The organism is Sphingopyxis sp. MC1 (assembly GCF_000371385.1).
GTDB lineage: Bacteria > Pseudomonadota > Alphaproteobacteria > Sphingomonadales > Sphingomonadaceae > Sphingopyxis > Sphingopyxis terrae.
The window spans coordinates 21,288-43,128 of the sequence record NZ_AOUN01000017.1; the positions used below are offsets into that span (position 1 = coordinate 21,288).

The 21,841-nt window shown below is 63.4% G+C and carries 17 protein-coding genes and 2 pseudogenes; 9 read left to right on the top strand and 10 right to left on the bottom strand.

Going from position 1 to position 21,841, the window contains the following annotated elements; all coding sequences use genetic code 11:
• Positions 1-35: 35 nt before the first annotated feature.
• The 4 genes from EBMC1_RS15670 to EBMC1_RS15685 form a co-directional block, all read right to left on the bottom strand.
• Positions 36-644, bottom strand: coding sequence for an NIPSNAP family protein (locus tag EBMC1_RS15670; protein ID WP_003050629.1), 609 nt, complete (start codon positions 642-644; stop codon positions 36-38).
• The gene (locus tag EBMC1_RS15675; RefSeq protein ID WP_003050632.1) at positions 635-2,017 is read right to left on the bottom strand and encodes an FAD-binding oxidoreductase; all 1,383 of its coding nucleotides are present in this window, start codon (positions 2,015-2,017) and stop codon (positions 635-637) included. Before EBMC1_RS15675 ends, EBMC1_RS15670 begins: the two co-directional genes overlap by 10 nt.
• Positions 2,014-5,520 carry an indolepyruvate ferredoxin oxidoreductase family protein gene (locus EBMC1_RS15680; RefSeq protein ID WP_003050635.1) on the bottom strand — a complete coding sequence of 1,169 codons (3,507 nt, stop codon included), beginning with the start codon at positions 5,518-5,520 and terminating at the stop codon, positions 2,014-2,016. Before EBMC1_RS15680 ends, EBMC1_RS15675 begins: the two co-directional genes overlap by 4 nt.
• 84 nt (positions 5,521-5,604) lie before the next feature.
• Positions 5,605-6,264, bottom strand: coding sequence for an NADPH-dependent F420 reductase (locus EBMC1_RS15685; protein ID WP_003050640.1), 660 nt, complete (start codon positions 6,262-6,264; stop codon positions 5,605-5,607).
• A 226-nt stretch (positions 6,265-6,490) separates the two neighbouring features.
• Here EBMC1_RS15685 and EBMC1_RS15690 point away from each other — a divergent pair, with 226 nt between their 5' ends.
• The 9 genes and pseudogenes from EBMC1_RS15690 to EBMC1_RS15730 all read left to right on the top strand — a co-directional run.
• Entirely contained in the window at positions 6,491-7,345 is an 855-nt protein-coding gene (locus EBMC1_RS15690; RefSeq protein WP_003050641.1) for a hypothetical protein, read from the top strand.
• A 153-nt stretch (positions 7,346-7,498) separates the two neighbouring features.
• Positions 7,499-8,479: a LysR family transcriptional regulator gene (locus tag EBMC1_RS15695; RefSeq protein ID WP_003050644.1), complete on the top strand. Its 981-nt coding sequence runs from the start codon at positions 7,499-7,501 to the stop codon at positions 8,477-8,479.
• A gap of 136 nt (positions 8,480-8,615) precedes the next feature.
• The gene (locus EBMC1_RS15700) at positions 8,616-10,841 is read left to right on the top strand and encodes a TonB-dependent receptor (protein WP_003050647.1); all 2,226 of its coding nucleotides are present in this window, start codon (positions 8,616-8,618) and stop codon (positions 10,839-10,841) included.
• Between the two features lie 242 nt (positions 10,842-11,083).
• On the top strand, positions 11,084-11,977 hold the full coding sequence (locus EBMC1_RS15705) for an MBL fold metallo-hydrolase (protein ID WP_003050650.1): 894 nt from the start codon (positions 11,084-11,086) through the stop codon (positions 11,975-11,977).
• Between the two features lie 146 nt (positions 11,978-12,123).
• On the top strand, positions 12,124-12,885 hold the full coding sequence (locus EBMC1_RS15710) for an electron transfer flavoprotein subunit beta/FixA family protein (RefSeq protein ID WP_003050653.1): 762 nt from the start codon (positions 12,124-12,126) through the stop codon (positions 12,883-12,885).
• 96 nt (positions 12,886-12,981) lie between these two features.
• A complete protein-coding gene (locus EBMC1_RS15715) occupies positions 12,982-13,911 on the top strand; it encodes an electron transfer flavoprotein subunit alpha/FixB family protein (protein WP_003050655.1) in 930 nt (309 codons plus the stop codon).
• Between the two features lie 214 nt (positions 13,912-14,125).
• Positions 14,126-14,431: pseudogene (locus EBMC1_RS15720) on the top strand (IS21 family transposase); the annotation flags it as partial.
• Positions 14,432-14,519: 88 nt separating this feature from the next.
• Entirely contained in the window at positions 14,520-14,720 is a 201-nt protein-coding gene (locus tag EBMC1_RS15725) for a hypothetical protein (RefSeq protein ID WP_003050661.1), read from the top strand.
• Positions 14,657-15,100, top strand: a pseudogene (locus tag EBMC1_RS15730) (aquaporin family protein); the annotation flags it as partial. The gene EBMC1_RS15725 and the pseudogene EBMC1_RS15730, both read left to right, overlap by 64 nt.
• Before the next feature lie 31 nt (positions 15,101-15,131).
• Here the strand turns inward: EBMC1_RS15730 and EBMC1_RS15735 are convergent.
• The 6 genes from EBMC1_RS15735 to EBMC1_RS15760 all read right to left on the bottom strand — a co-directional run bounded on the left by EBMC1_RS15735 (position 15,132) and on the right by EBMC1_RS15760 (position 21,694).
• Positions 15,132-16,397 carry a tyrosine-type recombinase/integrase gene (locus EBMC1_RS15735; RefSeq protein WP_003050667.1) on the bottom strand — a complete coding sequence of 422 codons (1,266 nt, stop codon included), beginning with the start codon at positions 16,395-16,397 and terminating at the stop codon, positions 15,132-15,134.
• 261 nt (positions 16,398-16,658) lie between these two features.
• Positions 16,659-17,816, bottom strand: a complete 1,158-nt coding sequence (locus EBMC1_RS15740) for an iron-containing alcohol dehydrogenase (protein WP_003050670.1) — start codon at positions 17,814-17,816, stop codon at positions 16,659-16,661.
• A gap of 25 nt (positions 17,817-17,841) precedes the next feature.
• Positions 17,842-19,302, bottom strand: coding sequence for a S41 family peptidase (locus EBMC1_RS15745; RefSeq protein ID WP_003050673.1), 1,461 nt, complete (start codon positions 19,300-19,302; stop codon positions 17,842-17,844).
• A gap of 4 nt (positions 19,303-19,306) precedes the next feature.
• Positions 19,307-20,029: an RlmE family RNA methyltransferase gene (locus EBMC1_RS15750; RefSeq protein WP_003050676.1), complete on the bottom strand. Its 723-nt coding sequence runs from the start codon at positions 20,027-20,029 to the stop codon at positions 19,307-19,309.
• Positions 20,026-21,117: a Ppx/GppA phosphatase family protein gene (locus EBMC1_RS15755; RefSeq protein WP_081611226.1), complete on the bottom strand. Its 1,092-nt coding sequence runs from the start codon at positions 21,115-21,117 to the stop codon at positions 20,026-20,028. Before EBMC1_RS15755 ends, EBMC1_RS15750 begins: the two co-directional genes overlap by 4 nt.
• A 175-nt stretch (positions 21,118-21,292) precedes the next feature.
• The gene (locus EBMC1_RS15760; protein WP_003050684.1) at positions 21,293-21,694 is read right to left on the bottom strand and encodes a glycine zipper 2TM domain-containing protein; all 402 of its coding nucleotides are present in this window, start codon (positions 21,692-21,694) and stop codon (positions 21,293-21,295) included.
• Positions 21,695-21,841: the final 147 nt, after the last annotated feature.

Genomic DNA, 21,841 nt, shown 5'->3' on the forward strand with positions numbered 1-21,841 from the left:
TTCTCCGGTAGACGATGCGTTTGCGCGACAATTGTTCAGTCGCCCTGCGCGAACGCCAGAGTGGCGGTTTCGGCGAAGGCATGGCGGATTTGTTCCGGCGCACCACGCGGGGGCCATAGCCCGTCGGCGTAAAGTTGCCGCCGCAATCGGGTTCGTACATCGAGATTTTCGTAAGCGATGACGTGCAGCAGCCTGGATGGCCCGTCGAGCGAGGACATGGCACACGCAATCGGCGAAATCGCGTGACGCGCGTCAATCGCCGCGCGCCATGCCGCCAGCGAGGGAGCGAGACCGGTCACGTGCAAGTCGTAGAAGCGTAATTCATACACATCATCGCGCGACAGGGGCGGGGCAGGGGGCATGAAATCGAACCGCTCCCAGGTGCCGAACGCAAGCGAAGCGATACAATCGCCCGCCCCGAACGGATCGCTGGATCGGAAAAGCACGCTGCGCTCGGCCAGCATGGGTGGGGCATCTTGCCATTCTCGCAAAAGATACAAGCGCTGCTGCACGCCCAGGTCGGTCAGCCAGCATGCCAGCGCGTGGCCGTCGGCAACGCCCGTCAACCGGTCACGCAGCTTGGCGGCGAGGTCGCGGCCTTTCCACAGGACCAGGTCGATCGTGACCAGTTCGATCAGGGGCATGGCAGCACCTTGCCGGGGTTCAGCGTGCCGCGCGGGTCCAGCATGTGCTTGGTCTGCCGCATCAGGGCGATTTCAGCCGGCGAGCGGCTGATCGCAAGCCACGCGCGTTTGTCCTGGCCAATGCCGTGTTCGGCTGAGATGCTGCCGCCCCATTGCGCGAGCGGCGCGTAGACGAGCGCATCCACAAGCGCGTGATCATCGGCCGAACCGGTCGAGACAACGATATGCAGGTTGCCATCGCCCATGTGGCCGAACACGGCCGCGCGCGCTTCTGGCCAGCGTTCGCTTAAGGCGGCCTCAAGTTCAACGACATATTGGTCCATCCGCCCTTGGGGCAGGCTCACATCGTAAGCGAAAGCGGGCGAAAGCGCGTGCATGAGCGCTTCGATGTCGTCACGCAGCGCCCAGAAACTCTCCGCCTGTGCAAGGCTTTGCGCTATGGCCGCATCGGCTAAAATCCCTTGTTGCCAAGCGTCTTCGATCAAGTCTTGAAGGACCTGTTCGGCATCTGCGCAGCCCACTTCGATCAGGACGTAGAAGCGGTGCCGTCCCTCCAATGGGGAGCTATTCCTGCCTACGCTTTCCACGGCCCCGACGAAGGACGGCCACATGACTTCGAAACTGGACAGCGCGCCGGCGGCCATTGACCGCGCATGCGACAGCAGGGACAGCGCTTGGTCGAAGCTGTCGAGCCCCAGGAAGGCCGTTGCCGTCGCGGATACTTGCGGCTGCAGGCGCAGGACAGCGCGGGTCACGATGCCAAGCGTTCCCTCCGACCCGATGAAGAGTTGCTTCACATCGTACCCGGTGTTGTTCTTGATTAGGGTGTTCATCGCGTCGATCACGGTGCCATCGGCAAGAACCGCCTCAAGCCCCAACACGTTGTCGCGGGTCATGCCATATCGCAGCACCGAGTTGCCGCCGGCGTTCGTCGCGATGGCGCCGCCTACGGTTGCCGTCCCGCGCGCACCGAAGTCCACAGGGAATATCATCCCCTGCGCCAGAGCTGCATCCTGCGCTGCCTGGATGATGGCTCCGCCTTCGACGACGATCGTTCCGGCAGCTTTGTCCGGCGCGCCGATCGCCCGCATCCTTTCGAGCGAGATCACCACGTCCGACGCGCGCGCGCGGGCTCCGCCGGAAAGTCCGGTCCGTCCGCCGTGCGGCACGACGCTAACGCCGTTGTCGTTGCACCATGACAGGACGGCCGAGACCTGCGACGTGTCGGCCGGGCGCACGATGCAGGCGGCATCGACCGGGCTGACTGGCGGATAGCCGTCCCACCGCGACGATACGTCCTCGCCGACCAGGACATGACGCGCGCCGACGATAACGCCCAGCGCGGCAACGATTTCATCCGTGTCGACGCTCATGCCGTCGGTGCCATCACCGGGGCCGGTGCAGTTTGCGCCTGCCCGCCTTCCTGAACACGTGCCTCCAGCGTACGGAGCGTCTGGCTGTACTGGTCGATCGCCGCGTCCTTCACCGGACCGAATCCGCGGATCATGTCGGCAAGCGACAGCAGCTTGACCGCTACGGGGAGATTGGTGGCGGTCAGCCGAGCGACGGTCTCTTCTACGAGTGCCTCGTACTCTGCGATGAGCGCGCGCTCGCGCTTTCTTTCGGAATTTCTTGCAAAGGGATCGAGAACGCTGCCGCGAAGCCGTTTCATCCTCGCCATCACCCGAAGGACCGGAAGAATCCATGGTCCGAATTCGCGCTTGCGCGGGCGTCCGTCAATTTCCCCTCCGTTGAGGATCGGCGGCGCCATGTTGAAGCTGATCCGCCCACCGTCGGCAAAGGTTCGATCCAGTTCTTCGCGCAACTTTGGCGAGGTGAGCAGGCGGGCAACTTCGTATTCGTCCTTGTAGGCGAGCAGCTTGGCGTAGTTGAGCGCAACCGCGACGGCGAGGTCTTCGGACTGCGGCGCGACCGCACGCTCTGCATCGGCGACTTTGCTCACGAGAGCGCGGTACGAAGATGCCAGCGCCGCGTTCTGGTACTGTTCCAGATGCGCGCTGCGATGCGCGACGATCTCGTCAAGGCCGGTCGGCAGGACTTCCGGCCGGTCGGTATCGGAGCGCGTGAGGCTTTCGAGGAAAGCGGGATCGCTAACGTAGAGACGACCGAGATGCAGCGCTTTGCGGTTGAAGCCGACGGACACGCCATTCAGTTCGATCGCACTTTCGAGCGCCTCGACACCGACTGGCAGCAGACCCATCTGCGCAGCGATGCCCACCATGAACATGTTTGCGCCAATGGTGTCGCCCAGCACCTTGCGGGCCAGCGACGAGGCATCGACGCTACAAATCGCATCCTTGCCGACCAGCTTCTCGAATTTTGACAAGAGCATGAACCGATCGAGCTGCGCGCTGCGATCGAACTGGAAGGCAACGGTTGCGGTAAGGTCGGTATTGGCGATGGCCCGTGTCTTGCCCATGCGCAATGTATCGACCGCTTCCGCCCCGGTTCCGGCGACCATGTCGAACGCGAGCAGAAGGTCGGCGCCGCCGCGCGCGATGCGCTGCGTCGCCGGACGGCGCGCGCCGTCGCTGATGCGCACGTGGCTGTATACGGCACCGTTCTTCTGACTGAGCCCGGTCATGTCGAACAAGGACATGCGCTTGCCCTCCATGTGGGCCGCCATCCCGATCAGCGCGCCGACCGTCACGACGCCGGTGCCCCCGATGCCCGCCACGATGATGTCGAAGCCATCCTGATCCAGCGGCGCGACGGGGGGCGTCGGGATCGCGGCGAACCTCGCCTCGTCGATTTCCAGCGCGCTCGGCTTGCGCGGTTCGGCGCCGCGAACGGTGATGAAGGAGGGGCAAAAGCCGTTAAGGCAGCTGTAGTCCTTGTTGCAGCTCGACTGGTCGATCTCGCGCTTGCGGCCCATCGCGGTCTCCACGGGCGTCAGGCTGACACATGTCGACTGGACCGAGCAATCGCCGCAGCCCTCGCATACCTCCTTGGCGATGAACAGCCGCTTGGCCGGATCAGGGAACTGGCCGCGCTTGCGGCGACGGCGCTTCTCGGCGGCGCAGGTCTGCTCGTAGATCAGGACGGTGGTGCCCTTCACCTCGCGCAAGTGGCGCTGGACGGCGTCAAGCTCGTCGCGGTGGCCAACCCTGACATTCGCGGGCAGGCCGGTATTGCGGTGACGATCGGGATCGTCGCTGAGCACGATGACTTCGACGACCCCTTCGGCCTGCACCTGCCGCGCAATCTCGGCAACCGAGATCGAACCGTCGACCGGCTGCCCCCCGGTCATCGCGACAGCATCATTGTACAGAATCTTGTAGGTGATGTTGGTCCCCGCGGCGACCGCGGCCCTGATCGCCATCAGGCCTGAGTGGAAATAGGTGCCATCGCCCAGGTTCTGGAACATGTGCGGAGTGTCGACGAAAGGCGCAAGGCCTACCCAGTTCGTGCCTTCCGCTCCCATTTGCGTAGGCAGGAGAGCGATGTCGGGGCGCACGAAATTGACCATCGTGTGGCAGCCGATGCCGGTCATCGAGGTGCTGCCTTCGGGTACCTTGGTCGAACGGTTGTGCGGGCAGCCCGAACAGAAGTATGGCGCTCGCTTTGGCCCTGCAGGACCAGAGCCTGCGACCGACTGGCTTGCCGGCATTTGCTCCGCCGCCTCATGCAAGGCCCGATCGGCACGACCCAGCCGATCCAGACGCCCTACGATGATCTTCGCGATGTCGACAGGTTCGAGCGCGTCGACGGTGCTGAACAGCGCTTGGCCGTCCTCGTCCTGCTTGCCGACGAAAAGCGGGCGGCCGGGCATGTTGATGAGGTGCGCCGCGGCCTGCGCTTCGAGAAACGCCTTTTTTTCCTCGATAAAGAGCAGGACGGCCTGCCGTTCTGCAAATTCGGTAAGCCCGGCGGGTTCCAGCGGCCAGATGCAGCCCACCTTGTATAGCGAGACACCCAGCGCCCGTGCGCGTGCCTCGTCGATGCCCAGCAGCTCAAGCGCGCTGCGCGTATCTCCGTACGATTTGCCCGAAGCCACGATGCCGATCCCGTCGGCCACCGGATCGAAAATGGTGCGATCGATGCGGTTGGCGCGGACGAAGGCCTGAGCCCGCGGCAGGCGGTGTTCCACCACCACCCGCTCTTCACCCAGCGGATTGAAGGTGCCGGCACTCATGTGCACGTTGGTGGCATCATCGGTTTCGGGCAGGACGTATTGCCGCGTCAACATGTCCAGGTCCACGTTAGCGGTTTGCTCGGCCACTTCGGTGACGCACTTGACCCCGACCCACAGCCCGCAATAGCGCGACATGGCAATCGCCATCAGGCCATGATCGAGCAGCTCCTCCACATTCGCCGGGTAGAGGCAGGGGATCGAACTGGCCGCCATCGCCTGCTCGCTCTGGTGGGAGACGGTGGACGATTTGCCGACGTGATCGTCACCGAAATAGGCGATGACGCCGCCGTTGCGATGCGTACCCGCATAATTTCCATGTTTGAATGCATCGCCTGACCGATCGACGCCGGGCCCCTTGCCGTACCATGCGGCGAAGACGCCGTCGAAGCGCGCCCCCTCGACCGCGTCGAGCTGCTGCGTCCCGCGAACCGCGGTGGCGGCAAGATCCTCGTTCACGCCGGGCCTGAACAGCACGTCGGCGGCCTGGAGATATTTTCCGGCCGACCACATCGCGGTATCGACATTGCCGAGGGGAGAGCCGCGATAGCCCGTGACGTAGCCCGCCGTATTGAGGCCAGCCGCGCTGTCGCGACGCTTCTGTTCCAGCATCGTGCGCACGATGGCCTGCGACCCGTTCATCACGACGCGGCCGGATTCGCGGGTCCACTTGTCGTCCAGCGATACTTTGGGTGATCTCGCCTTCGTCGCGATCTGCGTCATGCGGTGCTTCCTGTAATCAGCCCGTGCTCGCCAGGCAGGCCGGGTATTTGATGAAACATATTCACTTGGCCAAGCGTGCGCGGTTCAACCACGCCAGGACCCTTCCGCTGCCTCCTCGGCGCGATCCGCCGCCGCCAGCGCGGCTACGAGTCCGTCTTCGTCAAGGGCCACGCAATAAGCTGGTTTGGCACGCTCGAAGCGCCAGCTGTCGGCCAGGCTTCCCGCATCGTGGGCGTCGAACCCGATCAGGTCATGAAACTGTGCGACCGCAGCCTTCACTTCGGCGTCGTCTCCCGCGATCGGCAAGGCGCGGCGATCGGGCGTGCCGGTCGGTCGCGCGTCCGGCACGATGTCGGTGGCGAGGATGGCGTTGAACCCTTTGACGAGCCGTGCGCCGGGAAGGGCTGCCTGCATCAACTCGCTGGTCGTGGTCGTCATCGCGTCGAGCGCGTCGATATTACCGTCGCGCTGAGGGTAATAGTTGTTCGCATCGATCACGATCTTGCGCGCAAAGAGCTCGGCGGGCAAATCTTCGCGATTGGCGAAGGGAATGGCAACAAGGACGATGTCCGCAAAAGCGACCGCATCTTCGATCGTCGCCGGGGTCGCCCCCGTCGCGACCCCGACGGACGACAGCGTGCGCGGGCCTCGTGAATTGCTGATCCTGACCTCGCAACCGGCTCTTGACGCCAGTTCGGCAACAGCGCGGCCGACATAGCCTGCGCCCACGATACCAATCTTCATGCATCCTCCGTGCTGCATCTAGCGCCGCTGCAATTTCGGCCGGCGCTCCACCCCCTGCCTCGCCACGCGCGGCGCGGAAGGCGGGTATTAATTGCCACCATAGGAGATCGCGCGGACCGAGGTGATACCGTCGTGCAATGCTGCACATGCCGAAACGCTATCGAGCTTGACCGCAATATCGTGGCATTCGAGCATCGCGAGAGTGGATGAAGGAAAGGGCGGCGCCATGACAGACCTCGAAACCGAGGCGAGCCGTACGCGGATCGCGGCCCAGGCGGCAGCTTTCGCCCTGGTCGACCAGCACCAGGAAGACATGTTCAGCGCGTCAGCCGTCGAACGGCTCGCCGCGCTATTCGATGTCGACCGTCTGCCCGGGGAGCCAGGAGCATTGCCGCCGCTTGGCCATTGGCTCCATTTCCTTCCTGCTGACCGACAGTCGCGTATGGGTGCCGATGGCCATCCCCGGCGCGATGGCGCGAGCACGTTCTCGCGCCGCATGTGGGCCGGTGGTGAGGTGCACTTCCTCGAACCCGCACCGCTTGGGGAAAAAGCGGTGCGACGCACGGTTGTCGAGAATTTCGAGCGCAAAAACGGCAAGGCGGGGGCGCTTGTCTTCGTAACCGTCTCGCACGTCATATCGGTCGCTGGTCGCGACGCGATCAGCGAACGACAGGATATCGTGTTTCTGGAGAAAGCGCCGCCCTATTCGGCCGGCAAGGCGAGCGATCGAACGTCGCAGTTCACGCAGGTTGTCGATCCCGATATTGTCGCCCTGTTCCGCTATTCCGCGCTGACCTTCAACGGTCACCGAATCCACTACGATCTTGATTACGTCCGCGATGTCGAAGGGTATCCGGGCCTGTTGGTGCATGGACCGTATCAGGCCACCATGCTGCTTTATCATGCGCTCGCCCGGTGCCCGGAACGGTCGCCGTTGCGTTTTTCCTTCAGGGCTGAACGCCCGCTCGTTGCCGGAAAGCCCTTTCAGCTGTGCCTCGCCGAAAGGGAAGGGGGGTACGAAATGTGGTCGCTCGACGTCGACGGTGCCGAATGCATGCGCGCCGAAGTCGATCTCGACTGACCCGCAGTCGTCCGGCACCGGCCAATCGCGGCAAAATCATTCGTAGCGCTGGACTTGCTGGCGCCACAGGTTCAGTCTCGTTCCTGATACATGCCAGTCAGGGCATGACAATTGCCGACGCCGTGCATGGCGTAGGCAAGGTGAGAGGACGTCATGGACCTAAAGGAAATTCGCTATTTCAAAGCGATCGCCCATCATGGCACGATGGGTAAGGCGGCTGCGCATCTCCGCATAGCCCAGCCGGCTCTGACCCGGCAGGTCCAGAAGCTGGAGCATGAGCTTGGCGTGCAGCTGCTGCGGCGAAGCCCGCGCGGCGTAGCGCTGACGCCGGCGGGCGAGGTCCTGGTGCGGCGAACCGACACTCTTGAGGCCGAGCTTGACGATATCCGCCGTGAGATCGCGACCTTTTCCGATCATGTGACCGGAAGCCTGCACGTCGCCGCACAATACCCGTTGGCCCAGATCATGATGCCCGAATTGCTGCGCGAGTATAACGCGCTCTATCCCGATGTTTCGCTGCATATCGTAGAGAACGTGAGCCGGCACATCACCGACCAGCTTCTCGACGGAATGCTCGACATCGCAATCGTGGACGCGCCTAGCCACGAACACGCCGACGTGACCATCATTCCCTTGTGGATCGAGCCGCTGTTTCTGGTGGGGAACGCCGCCGCAGCGAAGCTTCCGCTGTTTCAGAAGGGCTTCGCGTCTATCGACGATCTTGCCGAGATCGATCTCATCATGCCGTCGAAGAACCATGCCTTGCGCCATCTCACCGATGCTGCCTTTACCCGTGCGAAACACCAGTTCCACCCCGCGATGGAAGTGGACGGTGCGATAACGATCATCGAACTGGTCGAGCAGGGATTTGGCTATACCTTGCTGCCGACCTGCGGCTTCTACGGCAAGATGTTGAAGGGAACTTTGGCCACCTTACCGGTGAGGCCGGAAATGCGCAGGGTAATCAGTCTGGTCGTCCGCACCGTGCTGCTGGAGGATCGCAAGGCGGAGGGCTTCGTTCGGCGCGTAACGGAAATGGCGCCCAAGATCGCGGCGATGCCCCGCCTGGGTGCCGTTCTGCACGGCGATTCGGTGGAGCGGGCGGAGAACGCGAGCAAATTCACCGCCGCCTGATCGGCTGTCGTGCACCGGCTGAGATGCCCGGACAATGCGCGGGAATTATGGCGACGATGCCCTTTTCTTATGCCCACGCATCGGACCGGAATGCATATGCTCATTCCCGAGAACCATAATATCCTTGGGAGTTGTCATGAAACGCACGACGATTGCGCACAGCTGTGTTTGTGTCTCGGTCTTGTCTATCTTCGCCGCGCAGGGCGCCTGGGCGCAGGACGCCACATCCGGTGCCGCGGCAAAGCGGGGCCCGGAAACGGCTGCCGGTCTTGAACCGTCGGGCGCGCCTGTCAACGAATCCGAAATCATCGTCACCGGCAGCAAGCGGGCGGTGGGCCAAAGCGTCCAGAACAGTGCGCTGGCGGTAACCGCGCTTGGTTCCGAGCAGCTGCAACAGGCCAACATCCAGACGATTTCCGACCTGAGCGCGGTCATTCCGAACGTCAATCTCAACAACCAGAACACCAACCCGGGCGTGAACAATTTCTCGATCCGCGGAATGGGCATCTACAGCTCGATCCCGTCGTCGACGCCGACGGTCGGCGTTTTCGTGGACGGGGTCTATCTGGGCGCCAACGCGGGTGTCGCCCTATCCAACAACTTCGACATCGAATCGATCGAGGTCCTGCGCGGGCCCCAGGGTCTTTTGTTCGGTCGAAACGTGACCGGCGGTGCGATCCTGATCACGACGCGCAAACCTACCGACGAACTGCGGATCTCGGCGCGGGCGGGGATCGAGAGCGGTCCGAATTACACCGCATCGGCACTCGTCAGCGGGCCCATCACGGCCAATGGCGTCGTCTCGGCGAAGCTGGGCGCATTCTATAACCGCGACGAGGGTTATTTCGAAAACATCGCCAACGGTAACGACCACCTCGGCCAGCGCAAGACCACGCTCGTGCACGGTGCGCTGGCGCTGCGACCCGATGGGCCGGGCGAGGCGGTTCTGCGTTTCGAATATGGCAAGTCGAACGGAGATGGCGTCGTCAGCCAGAACCGTTTTCTCTTCCCCGACAAAGACGATTTCCGCGTGGCGCTGAACGAGGAAGGTTTCAACAACACCGAGTTCACGAACGTCACGCTGGAAACCAACCTGTACACGGCGATCGGCGATGGCGTCATCACCAACATCATCGGCTGGAGGCATGTCGATTCCGATTCGCTCGGCGATATCGATTCGTCGCCGACACCGCCCACCGCTCACCTTGCCGTCTACATCCGGCAGCAGCAGCTCTCGGACGAATTGCGTTATGCCGGCACGTTCGGGCCGGTATCCGCGACGATCGGTGCGTTCTACTACACCGACAAGCTGCGCTACGTCGAAACACGCGATCTGGCGACGCCCAATCCGCTGCATCTCGAAGGCGGCGGCGTGCAGGACAGCTGGACTTACGCATTCTTCAGCAACTTCGATATCGCCGTGACCGATAAGCTGACGCTGATGCTCGGTGCCCGCTATTCCAAGGAGCACAAGAAGGCGGTGACGCAGGCCTTGTCGCCTTCGGCTGCCTGCAACACCGGCGATTATTCCTGTCCGCTGGTGGATTTCTCGGGCGAGGAGACCTGGGACTCATTCACGCCCAAGCTCGGCCTGGCCTTCCGCCCGACCGACCTGACCAACATCTATGGCACCTATACCAAGGGGTTCCGTTCGGGCGGCTACAACTTGCGCCACGTGACCAAGTCCGCACCGCCGGGACCTTACGACCAGGAAGTTGCGGACAGCTTCGAGATCGGCTGGAAACAAAAGCTTTTCGACAGCCGTCTCCGTTTCCGGCTGGCCGCTTTTATGAACAAGTTCAAGGACCTGCAACGCGATCTCGCCATCCTCGATCCGGTGCTCGGCAATATTCAGACGACCGTCAACACGGCCGACGTGACCATCAAGGGCGTCGAGTTCGAGGCGACTTACGACGTTACCGACAGCCTGCAACTGTCTGGCAATGTAGGCTACCTGGACAGCAAGTTCGACGAAATCCGCATCGGCTTCCGTAATGGCGGCGCGGTCACGCCGGACCAGTATGACCTGGAACTGCCCTACCTTTCGCCCTGGTCCTACGGTGCCTCGGTTCTCTATCGTACCGAGATGGGCACGAACCAGGTCGCGGCACGGGTATCGTACCAGCACATCGATTCCGCCTTTTCGAACGACATCAACGTCTACAAGCTCTTGCCGACGGACAAGATCGATGCCAACCTGTCAGTCGGCATCGGCAACACCGGGCTGACCGTTGCGGTTTACGGCAAGAACCTGCTCGACAAGAAAAACTTCGGAATGAACAACCCGTTGTTCGCGGGAACGAGCTTCACGCCGCTCAACAAGGGGCGCGTATTGGGCGCCGAACTGCGCTTCGAATATTGAGGCTGCGCGCCTGCCTGCGAGGTGCGGCGGGATCGCCCACCGGCCCCGCTCGTCCTGCGGTCGGCAGCTGGCCGGGGTAGGCGCTGAACTTCGTACACATCGCTGCCATGCCGGAGGGTTCAACGCCTTTGGCATGGCAGTCCGACTGGTCGGATAGGACCGGTCGCCTGACCGACCGGAACGTTTTTTTCGCAATTGCCTGGCTGCTTTGCCTGGGCGGACTTCACTGCGGAGTATAATAAATGAACGATATGGCAGCCGGAAACATCGTCTTCAGGCGCTGGCAGATCGGAGACGTTCGTATCACCCGCGTGATCGAGGTAGAGAAAGTTACGCTGCCGCCTGACCTGATCCTGCAAATTGACGCCACGGCGGTCCAGACGCATGACTGGCTGATGCCCGATCACGCCGACGCGGACGGCAACATCATGATGAACATCCAGGCGTTCCTCCTTGAGGTCGGGGGGATGACGATCATGGTCGACCCGTGCCTCGGCAACGGCAAGGACCGGGAGGGGGCAGCCATCTATCACATGCGCGACGGGCCCTTCCTCGAGGACCTCGAACAGGCAGGCTTCCCGCCCGAAAGCATCGATGTCGTGCTGTGCACGCACCTTCATTTCGATCATGTCGGCTGGAATACGCGCCTCGTCGATGGAAAATGGGTGCCGACTTTCGCCAACGCCCGGTATCTGTTCGCGAAAGGCGAATTCGAAGATGCCAAGGCGGATACCTGGCAAACATCGGTCAATGCGTTCGAGGATTCCATCCAGCCGATTCTCGATGCGGGGCTGGCGGACTTCGTGGAGGTCGATCACCGTCTGTGCGATGAGATCAGCCTTGTGCCAACGCCGGGACACACCAATGGGCACTGCAGCATTCACATTTCCTCACAAGGAAAGCATGCCGTCATTACGGGCGACATGATCCATCACCCGATCCAGGCTCGCCATACCAAGGTGTGTTCGCACGTCTGCGTCGATCCCGATGCGGCAGAAGCGACCCGACTGTCGTCCCTGACGGAATGGTGCGAAAACGACGTGCTTGTGCTGGGCAGCCATTTCTGCGGGCCCACGGGCGTCTACTTTGAACCCGACGTCGAAGGTTGGAAACTGAAGTCTGAAACTGGCCTCTAAGCAAGGTCATCCGAAATAGCAGTTCCGTCGAGGCCTGAAGTCTTGACGATGTGCTGTTACGAAAGCTGTGGCGAGACGCCCCGCCACAGGCGATCGGCAGCGCTCGATCTGCGCGGATCATATACCATGAACGGAGATCTACCGGTATGAAAGCGCTCGTACCCGTGAAGCGGGTGATCGATTACAATGTGAAGCCGCGGGTGAAGGCGGACGGCACGGGTGTCGATCTGTCGAACGTGAAGATGAGCATAAACCCGTTCGATGAGATCGCGGTCGAGGAAGCCATTCGCCTCAAGGAAAAGGGTGTGGCGACCGAGATCGTGGCGGTGTCGGTGGGGCCGGCCAAGGCGCAGGAGACACTGCGTACCGCGCTGGCGATGGGTGCGGACCGCGCGATCCTGATCCAGACCCCAGAAGGCGCGGGCTCCGAGGTCGAGCCGCTGGGCGTCGCCAAGCTGCTTGCGAAGGTTCAGGAAGAGGAACAGGCAGGTCTCGTCATCCTCGGCAAGCAGGCGATCGACGATGATAGCAACCAGACGGGCCAGATGCTCGCCGCGCTGCTGGGCCTGCCGCAGGGCACCTTCGCCAGCAAGGTCGAGGTCGAGGGTGACAAGGTGTCAGTCACGCGTGAGGTAGACGGCGGCCTTGAGACCGTGAAGCTCAGCACGCCCGCGATCATCACCACCGACCTTCGCCTCAACGAGCCGCGCTATGCCTCGCTGCCCAACATCATGAAGGCGAAGTCCAAGCCGTTGGTGCAGAAAACCCCCTCCGATTACGGCGTCGATGTCGCGCCGCGCCTGGAAACGCTCAAGGTGGCGGAGCCTGCGGGGCGCACTGCGGGCATCAAGGTGGCCGATGTCGACGAGCTGGTCACCAAGCTCAAGGCGATGGGTGTCGCTGGCTGAAGATCCCGTTCGGGCTGAGCTTGTCGAAGCCCCGCACTTCTTGAGAAGAACAGCCCTTCGACAGGCTCAGGGCGAACGGTTGAAGGAACAAACGTGATGAAAACGCTGGTCTGGGTTGAACATGACAATGCGGTCGTCAAGGACGCGACACTCGCGACAGTGACTGCCGCATCGAAGCTGGGCGAGGTGCATCTCCTCGTTGCCGGCTCGGGCTGTGGCGCGGTCGCCGAACAGGCGGCGAGGATCGCGGGCGTGGGCAAGGTCCATGTCGCCGACGATGCCGCCTATGCCAACGCGCTGGCAGAGAATGTCGCGCCTTTGGTCGTCGAGCTGATGGGCCATCACGACGCCTTCGTCGCGCCTGCCACCTCGAACGGCAAGAACATCGCGCCGCGCGTCGCCGCGCTGCTCGACGTGATGCAGATCAGCGACATCCTCTCGGTCGAGAGCGAGGACACCTTCACGCGCCCCACTTATGCGGGCAACGCCATCGCGACCGTCCGCTCGAAGGACGACAGGAAGGTCATCACCGTGCGCGGAACCGCGTTCGAGAAGGCCGCGACCGAAGGCGGCAGCGGCACGGTCGAGGCGGTGGCCTCGACCGGCGACAAGGGGCTGAGCAGCTTCGTCGGCGCCGAGATCGCCAAGTCCGAGCGGCCCGAACTGACCAGCGCCAAGGTCATCGTGTCGGGCGGTCGCGCGCTCAAGGACGGCGAGACCTTCGAGCAGCTCATCTTCCCGCTTGCCGACAAGCTCGGTGCCGCCGTCGGCGCATCGCGCGCCGCGGTCGATGCGGGCTATGTGCCCAACGACTATCAAGTCGGCCAGACCGGCAAAATCGTCGCTCCCGAAGTCTATGTCGCGGTCGGCATCTCGGGCGCGATCCAGCATCTCGCGGGCATGAAGGACAGCAAGACCATCATCGCCATCAACAAGGACGAGGATGCGCCGATCTTCCAGGTCGCCGACATTGGCCTCGTTGGCGACCTGTTCAAGATCGTGCCCGAGCTGACTGAAAAAATTTGAATCCATGAATTACCATTGATGATATCTGCGCGCGCGCTCGTGGTCGAAGGTCTTCCGCTGCCCGCGAACCTTAATCGCTCGCTTTATCGCAATCTGCTGCTTCACAGCCGAACACGGCTGCGCACCGGTATCGTCCGGGTCGGGTGTCTATAGTAGATATCGGGCTTCAGATCGTCCGAATTTATCGGCACCCGCAAATCAGACAGATTGCGCCGGGATCGCCGACAACATGAAGACCGCGGTCGGCTGAATCGGCGCCGGCAAGGTGCGCCAGGCCATCGCCCGGTTCTCGGCGCTGGCCAGCCATTACCTGTTCGAACCGCAGTTCTGTAATCCCGCGGCCGGATGGGAGAAGGGTCGGGTCGAGAAGAACGTCCAGAATGCCCGGCGCCGGCTGTGGCAGCCTTTACCGCTCTTCCCTGACCTTGCGGCGTTCAATGCCTGGCTCGAGCAGCGCTGCATCGAGCAATGGGGCGAGATCCAGCATGGCATCATGCCCGGCACGATCGCCGATGCCTATCCGGAATGGAGATCGACATGAACTTAGGGGCCGCGGATCATCTGCGTCCAGGTTAGGATATCGGTGCGTCGCCTCGGCGCGGGGAGACGTGCAGGCGCTCTGCCGCCTGATCAGGGCCGAACTGGATGAAGGGGCCGACATGCTTCACCCGGGTGCTGTCGACACCGCCGGCGATCTCGAAGCCCTCCTCGAACACCGCTTCCGGGTGCGCAAGCTTAGCTCGACGCCGGTGCATATGTCGTTGCTCAGCTTGCCTTCGGCATTTTCGGCGCGTGGGCCGGGCATCTGATGTTCGACCTTCCGATCTTACAGTTTTCGACAAAGGCGAGAACCGGATTGGGGCAGTGGACCGCCGAGTTCGTTGCGACCTTCGGCCTCGTACTGACGATCCTCGGTACCGCGAGATACAAGCCACAGGCCGTGGCGGCGTCGGTCGGGCTCTATATCACCGCTGCTTACTGGTTCACGTCATTGACGAGCTTTGCAAATCCGGCGATCACCGTGGTGCGCGGCCTGTCGAACACATTTGCGGGTATCGCGCCGCATGACGTTCCAATGTTTGTTGTTGCGCAATTCGCCGGGGCGATCGCGGCAACCGCAATCGCAAGCACCCTGTTCGGCGAGCCTTTTGGGCCATCGGCTATTTCTCCATCCGCGCCCGAAAGCTGACTGGCGCAGCCGGCCAGCCGCGTTTGAGCACTCACTGTCGCGCCATTTCCATTTTTGCGTCAGTGCCGATGTCAAGCAATCGTGCAATCTCGTCGGACGTTCGCTGCACGGCAAGCTTTAGCGCCTCGTCGATGTGGACATAGTCTTGAGTTACATTCTGCGAGGCATGACCCAGCATTGCCCGGATCGTAAGCTCGGAGAATCCCAAATCTCCGGCAACGCTTCCGAAGGTATGGCGAAGCGTATGCGGTGTAACTCCCGTGATACCCGCCAAGCCGCAAACCCGTTTCAGGCAGTCGCTAACAGCCGTGAATGGGCCATCGCCCGCTGCGGACGGAAAGAAGTGGGAATTGCCGACTATCTCCACCTGAGCTTCCAGAATGCGGATGGCGGCCGGTCCGATCGCTCTTACTTGCGCTCCGCCCTTGGTATCCGGAAAGACAACGTATCCGCGACCGGCATGGAGCCAGGCTCGCTGCATTGCTTGCGCTTCTTGCCGCCGATAGCCGGTGAGCAATAGTCCTCGCAACACACCGAGGGCGATCGGGTTCTCCCCATTGGCTTCAGCGTAGGCGATCGCCTTTCCCATCATCATGATCTCGGCCACGCTCAAACGACGAGTCCTTTTCTTTCCCGCGAGCTTCTTTGCTCCCAGCGTCGGATGGACCTCGAGCAGGCCTTTGTGCTTCGCATGACCAATGATTGCCTGGAGCGTTCCGACGCAGCGACCCGCGACGCCGGGACCGCCGGTCGCCCTGCCACCGCGGCCTCCGGTGCGCGGCTTGGCAGTCTTTCCGTTCTTCACATCGGTCTGCATCTGTTCGACATCGGCAATTTTCAGATGCTTCACGACACGTTTTCCGAGCAGCGGGACGATGTGCGTCTTTATGCGACTCTCGTCCATGTCGAGCGATGATGACTTTATCGGAAGGCTTTTTCGTCCGAGGATGTTCCCGGCCCGTGCTTCAGTGAGATACCAATCGCACATCTCGGCCACCGTCATGCCGTTGCGCGACTGCCGGACCTTGTCCGCTGGATCTCCGCCGACGATGACCTCCGCCAACTTCAGCCGCGCGAGATCACGCGCTTGCTCGACGGTGAGCACGCCAAAGCGGCCCAGGTTCATGCGCCGCTGAATGCCCTCGGCATTGCGGTATTGAACGATGAAGGTCTTCAGGCCCGATGGGAGAACGCGAAGTCCGAATCCCTTAATCTCGGTGTCCCAATAGATGAGTTGTTTCGAGGCGGGCGATACCACCGCGTCGATCGTACGCTTTGTCAGCTTGCTCGTCGGCATGTTGCCACTCCTCTTGCTGACAAAATCTCAGATCACGCAATTGTCAACAAATTGTCAGCGCTGAACGGTACTCCAGCGGCTAGTCGAGGATAGGGCGTCGTAGAGATAATCTCAAGAAAATAAGCAATTATGGGGCAGTGGCGTAGAAAAGGAAGAAATCGAAAAGTGTCACGATCAAGTTGCCAAGGTTGGGGTCGAGGGTTCGAATCCCTTCGCCCGCTCCAGTTTTTCCCGACATCGGAAATAGCCAAGACGGGCCGGTCAGGCCCAGGCTTCGCGGTACAGCGCCTCGATCGTCGCGGTGTCGGGGATGCGGGGATTGTTGCCCGGGGATCCCGATGCGAGCGCCTGTTCGGCCATTAGGGGCAGCAATTCGGTCCAGCGCGCTTCGTCGATACCATAGCTTTTGGGGGTCGGGACCGCGAGGTCGCGGTTGACGTCGCGCAGCGCTTCGACCAGCCGCGCCACCGCCGCCTGGTCGCCTTCGCCTTCGGCGGCCAGCCCCATCGCGCGCGCGCAGTCGGCGTAGCGCGGCAGCGCCGCCGGCGCCGACCAGGCGGTGACCGCGGGCAGCAGCATCGCATTCGACAGGCCGTGCGCGACATGGAAATGCGCGCCGATCGGGCGGCTCATGCCGTGGACGAGGGCGACCGAGGCGTTGGAGAAGGCGATTCCGGCCTGCAGCGACCCCGCCATCATCGCCTCGCGCGCCGCGCGATTGCCGGGTTCGGCGCAGGCGGTGCGCAAATTGGGCCAGATCGCGCGCATCGCGGCGAGCGCCATGCCGTCCGAGAAAGGATTGGCGAGCCGCGACACATAAGCCTCGATAGCGTGGGTCAGCGCGTCGATCCCGGTGTCGGCGGTCAGGCGCAGCGGCTTGGTCAGGGTGAGCTCATAGTCGACGATCGCGATGGTCGGCAGATAGGCGAGGCCCGCGCACAGCATCTTTTCGTCATTGGCCTCATCGGTGATGACCGTCACGCGCGTCGCTTCGGATCCGGTGCCGGCGGTGGTCGGGATCGCGACGATCGGCAGGGCTGGGGCATCTTCCTGATGCGGCACCTTGCGCTCGCGCATTGTGCCGCCGCGTACGGCGAGCACGGCGACCGCCTTCGCCGTATCGATGGGGCTGCCGCCGCCGAGCGCGATCACGCTGTCATGCGCCGCTTCGGCGACAAAGCTGCGCGCCGCCTCGACCGATGCGACCGTGGGGTCGGAAATGACGTCGCAATAGGCGCGCGCCGCGATCCCCGCGGCGGCGAGGATTGTCAGCAGCCGGTCGAGCGTGCCGTTCTGCGCAAGGAAAGGGTCGGTCAGGATCGCCGGAGCGGCGAGGCCGAACTGGGCGAGCGCCGCCGGAAGCTCGGCGATCGTGCCGCCGCCGATGCGGATCGACCGCGGCAGGAAGATCGAGGCCATGGCTATGCTCCTTCGCGCTGCTCCGTCAGAACAGGCCCGGCAGTTCGCGCTGCGCGGCGCGGGGATCGGCCGGCATCAGCATCTCCGGCGCGGCGGGTGCGGCGGCGAAGCTGCGCGCGGCAATGCCGGCGGATGCGCTTGCGATCCGCGCCGTGCAGCTTTGTCCCGACAGGAAATCGATGGCGGCGCGCACCGATGCCTCGCGCACGTCGCCGAGCGGATAATCGAGATCGTCCGCGGCGGCGCAGCTGTTCGCTATCTTGGGCGCCAAACCGGTAAAATAGTCGCTCGGCCCGCTCGCATTGCCCGTCGAAAAGGCGATCACGCGCATCCGCTCGTCGCATTCGCTCTTGTCGAGCGCGATCTGGCCGACGGGCTTGCCATAGGTATTGCTGCCGACGAGCGTCATATTGGTGCCGAGCCAGGGCAACATGCCGTTGATAACCAGTTCGCTCGCCGACGCGGTCGATCCGGTGCCGATGAAGGCGATGCGCGTCGGTGCGATCGACTGCGCGGTCGGCGTGAAATTGTGGGTCTTGTCGTTCGCGGATTTCGACGCGCGAAAGCTGGTCCGCGAAAAGACATCGCTTGCCGCGCGGTTGCGGCCGAGCAGGTCCCCGAACAACTCGGCGGTCGCGACAAGGCCCCCGCCATTGTAGCGCAGATCGACCACGACATTGGTGATCCCCTGGTTGCGGAAATTCAGGAAAGCGTCCTTCAGTTGATCATCGGCCGAACTGATGAAGGTCCGCAGGTTGATATAGCCATAGCTCTGGCCGCCTTCGGTGATCACCTTGGCGCCATAGCGGTCGGACACGGGGTCGATATTATAGTCGGCCTTGGTGACGCTGACATCGCGGGTACCGCCCGCATCGCTGATCCGCAGCAGGCGCGTAACGCCGGGGTCGCTCGGCCCCAAGGCATTGGTGATGCCCGCGGTCCCTTCGCTCGCGACGATGTCGGCGACGCTGCGCAGATTGGCGGCGCTGGTCCCGATCGCCAATATCTGCGTGCCGCGATCGATCCCGGCGGCGAGGGCGGGGGCGCCTTCATAGGCTTCGGCGATAATCACGCGCTGGGTCGACGGATCGTAGGTCAGACGAACGCCGAAACCGGCGCTCGACCCGCTGCTATAATAGGCCTCTTCTTCGGCGATCGAGGTGACGTAGGTGAAATAGCGATCCTTGCTCTGCGCCCGCGCAGGCGCCACCAGCGCGTCGATATAATCCTGCACCGTCGAATAGCTGGCCGGATTGACGTTCGTCGCGACGTCGTTCGGGAAGAGATACCATTCGTCGATCACCGACTTGGCAAAGGCCTGCTGTGCCGACAGGCCGCAGCTTGCGGTCGGCGTGGGGGTCGGGCTGGGTGTCGGGGTGACCGTTACCGGCCCGCTCCCCGCCGTGCTGCCGCCTCCGCCTCCGCACGAGGCAAGCATCAGCGCCGCCATCGTCAATGCGGTCAGCGGCACCCTCGGTTTCGCCATGTCCCTACTCCCCTTCGTCATGCTCCGGCGCGGTATCGCCGCGTCCTTTGAACCCTTGCGCGATCACATATAGCTCGGGCGACCCCTTGCGGCTTGCAGGCGGCTTCGCATGTTTCACGCTCGCGAAATTCTGCTTGAGCAGCGTCAGCAATTCGCGGTCGGCGCCGCCGGCGAACACCTTGGCAACGAAGGCACCGCCGGGCAACAGCGTCTGGACCGCAAAATCGGCGGCCGTCTCGGCGAGAGCGATAGTACGCAGATGGTCGGTCTGCGGGTGGCCGACGGTGTTGGCTGCCATGTCGGAGATGACGAGGTCGGGTGCGCTGCCGAGCGCCTCGATCAGCGCGTCGGGGGCGGCGTCGTCCATGAAATCCATCTCGAGGATCGCGACGCCTTCGATCGGTTCGCAGGCGAGCAGGTCGATACCGGCAACGCGCGCGCGGGGGTTGGCCTTGCGCACCACCTGCGACCAGCCGCCGGGGGTGATGCCCAGATCGACGACCGCGCGCGCCTTCTTGAGGAAGCCGAATTTGTCGTCGAGCTCGATCAGCTTGTACGCGGCGCGCGAGCGATAGCCTTCGGCCTGCGCACGCCGGACATAGGGGTCGTTGAGCTGGCGCTGCAGCCAGCGCGTCGAGGATGCGGTGCGCCGACGCGCGGTCTTGACGCGCTCGTGCAGTCCGCCGCGCCCGCTGGCGCTTCCGCCTCCGCCCTTGCGCCCGCTCATTTGCGATACTCGCGCCGGGTGACCGGAATGTCGCGCCCCTGCATCGCCAGCGTGCGCAATATCCCTTCGCGGATGCCGCGATCGGCAACGCCGACGCGCAGCGCGGGCCACAGATCGATAATGCTTTCAAGGATCGCGCAGCCCGCGACGACGAGGTCGGCGCGCTCGCGGCCGATGCAGGCGATTTCGGCGCGATCGTCGAGGCTCGCCTCTGCCAGCCGGCGGCTGATGTCGCGCATCGCGTCGGTGGGAACGACCAGCCCGTCGACCGCGCGCCGATCATATCGCGGCAGATCGAGGAAGACGCTCGCCAGGGTCGTTACCGTGCCGCTCGTGCCGAGCAGGCGCAGCGGCTGGCCTTCGTAGCACTTCACCCGTTCGGCGAAACCGGCGAAGGCCTCGCGCGTCACCGCGCGCATATGCGCATAGCTCGCCTGCCGGGCCGAGAGATTATCCTCGCTCGGCGGCGCATGTTCGGTCAGCGAGACGACGCCCCACGGCACGCTGATCCAGTCGCGGATCGCAACATCATGGTCGGATATATCGACGTGCATCAGCTCGGTCGAACCGCCGCCGATGTCAAAGATCAGCGCCGGACCGTCGCCGGGTTCCATCAGATTGTGGCAACCCAGCGCGGCGAGTCGCGCTTCCTCGGCGGCCGAGATGATGTCGAGCACGATACCGGTTTCGCGGCGCACCCGGTCGGCCAGTTCGACCCCGTTGGCGGCGCGGCGGCACGCCTCGGTCGCCACCGCGCGTGACAGGGTGACATGGCGGCGGCGCAGCTTGTCGGCACAGATGGCGAGCGCGGCGACGGTGCGGTCCATCGCGGCTTCGCTGATCCGGCCGGTGCTGTGCAGCCCTTCGCCGAGGCGCACGATGCGCGAAAAAGCGTCGATGACGACCAGTTCGCCTTCCTGCGGGCGCGCGATCAGCAAACGGCAATTATTGGTGCCAAGGTCGATGGCGGCATAGCTGCGCGGCCGTACGACCGGCACGGGCCGCGGGGGCGGTGCCGTCTTGTTTCGTCCCTTTGCCGCCTGTCCTGACCGCGGCGGTCGGCCCGATGGCGCTGCCATTTGCCGCATGATTTAAATGACCTGTCTCAACTCACCCACCCGCGATCAGCCGCGGGCGTGCACTTGGGACCGAACCTAGGCGCGCCCCGGCGCGATGGCAAGGTGCATGGCGCAGCAAAACCCCGCCCGGCGCGGGGCCGGACGGGGCAAGGGAGACTGTCTTTTGTTGGGGCTCGGGCCTGCCTTAGCGACGGCAGCCGTCATTGCCCTTGTCGATGGCGCGGCCGGCGATGGCGCCGACGGCGCCGCCGATGATCGTGCCGACGGTGCGGTCGCCGCGGCCGGCGATTTCATGGCCGGCGAGGCCGCCCGCGATCGCGCCGATGATGGTGCCGCCCGTGCCATTGTCGCACTGGCGATAATTGCGGCGGTCGTAGCGACGATCGTAGCGGCGGTCGGCCCGATAGTCGCGGCGGTCATAGCGGCGGTCGTAACGGTCGTGGCGACGGTCGTCGCGACCATAGCCGCTGTAATAGGTGCCGTAGCTGCCGTCGTAATAGCCCTGCTGGGCGGCGGCCGGCGTCGCCACGCCCAGCGTCGCGGTCGACATCAGGGCGGCGAGGGAGAGCGTCATCATCTTTTTCATCGTCTTTCTCCTTCAATCTCTTGTGTCTGCCCGGTGCGGGCGGTGGGTCGATGAAGGGGTTTTGCCCGATTCGGCTTGAGGGAAGCCTGAACATCATTGTTGGCATTCGTTCAGCTTCGCGCGCCCGGACGCCGGGCTTGCCTGCAA

What these genes read in the sequence shown, in the direction of transcription:
- EBMC1_RS15735 (WP_003050667.1), bottom strand. Translation starts at nt 16,397, where the DNA reads ATGCCGACGAGCAAGCTGACAAAGCGTACGATCGACGCGGTGGTATCG.
- EBMC1_RS15710 (WP_003050653.1), top strand. Translation starts at nt 12,124, where the DNA reads ATGAAAGCGCTCGTACCCGTGAAGCGGGTGATCGATTACAATGTGAAG.
- EBMC1_RS15700 (WP_003050647.1), top strand. Translation starts at nt 8,616, where the DNA reads ATGAAACGCACGACGATTGCGCACAGCTGTGTTTGTGTCTCGGTCTTG.
- EBMC1_RS15675 (WP_003050632.1), bottom strand. Translation starts at nt 2,017, where the DNA reads ATGAGCGTCGACACGGATGAAATCGTTGCCGCGCTGGGCGTTATCGTC.
- EBMC1_RS15680 (WP_003050635.1), bottom strand. Translation starts at nt 5,520, where the DNA reads ATGACGCAGATCGCGACGAAGGCGAGATCACCCAAAGTATCGCTGGAC.
- EBMC1_RS15715 (WP_003050655.1), top strand. Translation starts at nt 12,982, where the DNA reads ATGAAAACGCTGGTCTGGGTTGAACATGACAATGCGGTCGTCAAGGAC.
- EBMC1_RS15740 (WP_003050670.1), bottom strand. Translation starts at nt 17,816, where the DNA reads ATGGCCTCGATCTTCCTGCCGCGGTCGATCCGCATCGGCGGCGGCACG.
- EBMC1_RS15695 (WP_003050644.1), top strand. Translation starts at nt 7,499, where the DNA reads ATGGACCTAAAGGAAATTCGCTATTTCAAAGCGATCGCCCATCATGGC.
- EBMC1_RS15670 (WP_003050629.1), bottom strand. Translation starts at nt 644, where the DNA reads ATGCCCCTGATCGAACTGGTCACGATCGACCTGGTCCTGTGGAAAGGC.
- EBMC1_RS15745 (WP_003050673.1), bottom strand. Translation starts at nt 19,302, where the DNA reads ATGGCGAAACCGAGGGTGCCGCTGACCGCATTGACGATGGCGGCGCTG.
- EBMC1_RS15760 (WP_003050684.1), bottom strand. Translation starts at nt 21,694, where the DNA reads ATGAAAAAGATGATGACGCTCTCCCTCGCCGCCCTGATGTCGACCGCG.
- EBMC1_RS15755 (WP_081611226.1), bottom strand. Translation starts at nt 21,117, where the DNA reads ATGCGGCAAATGGCAGCGCCATCGGGCCGACCGCCGCGGTCAGGACAG.
- EBMC1_RS15705 (WP_003050650.1), top strand. Translation starts at nt 11,084, where the DNA reads ATGAACGATATGGCAGCCGGAAACATCGTCTTCAGGCGCTGGCAGATC.
- EBMC1_RS15690 (WP_003050641.1), top strand. Translation starts at nt 6,491, where the DNA reads ATGACAGACCTCGAAACCGAGGCGAGCCGTACGCGGATCGCGGCCCAG.
- EBMC1_RS15750 (WP_003050676.1), bottom strand. Translation starts at nt 20,029, where the DNA reads ATGAGCGGGCGCAAGGGCGGAGGCGGAAGCGCCAGCGGGCGCGGCGGA.
- EBMC1_RS15685 (WP_003050640.1), bottom strand. Translation starts at nt 6,264, where the DNA reads ATGAAGATTGGTATCGTGGGCGCAGGCTATGTCGGCCGCGCTGTTGCC.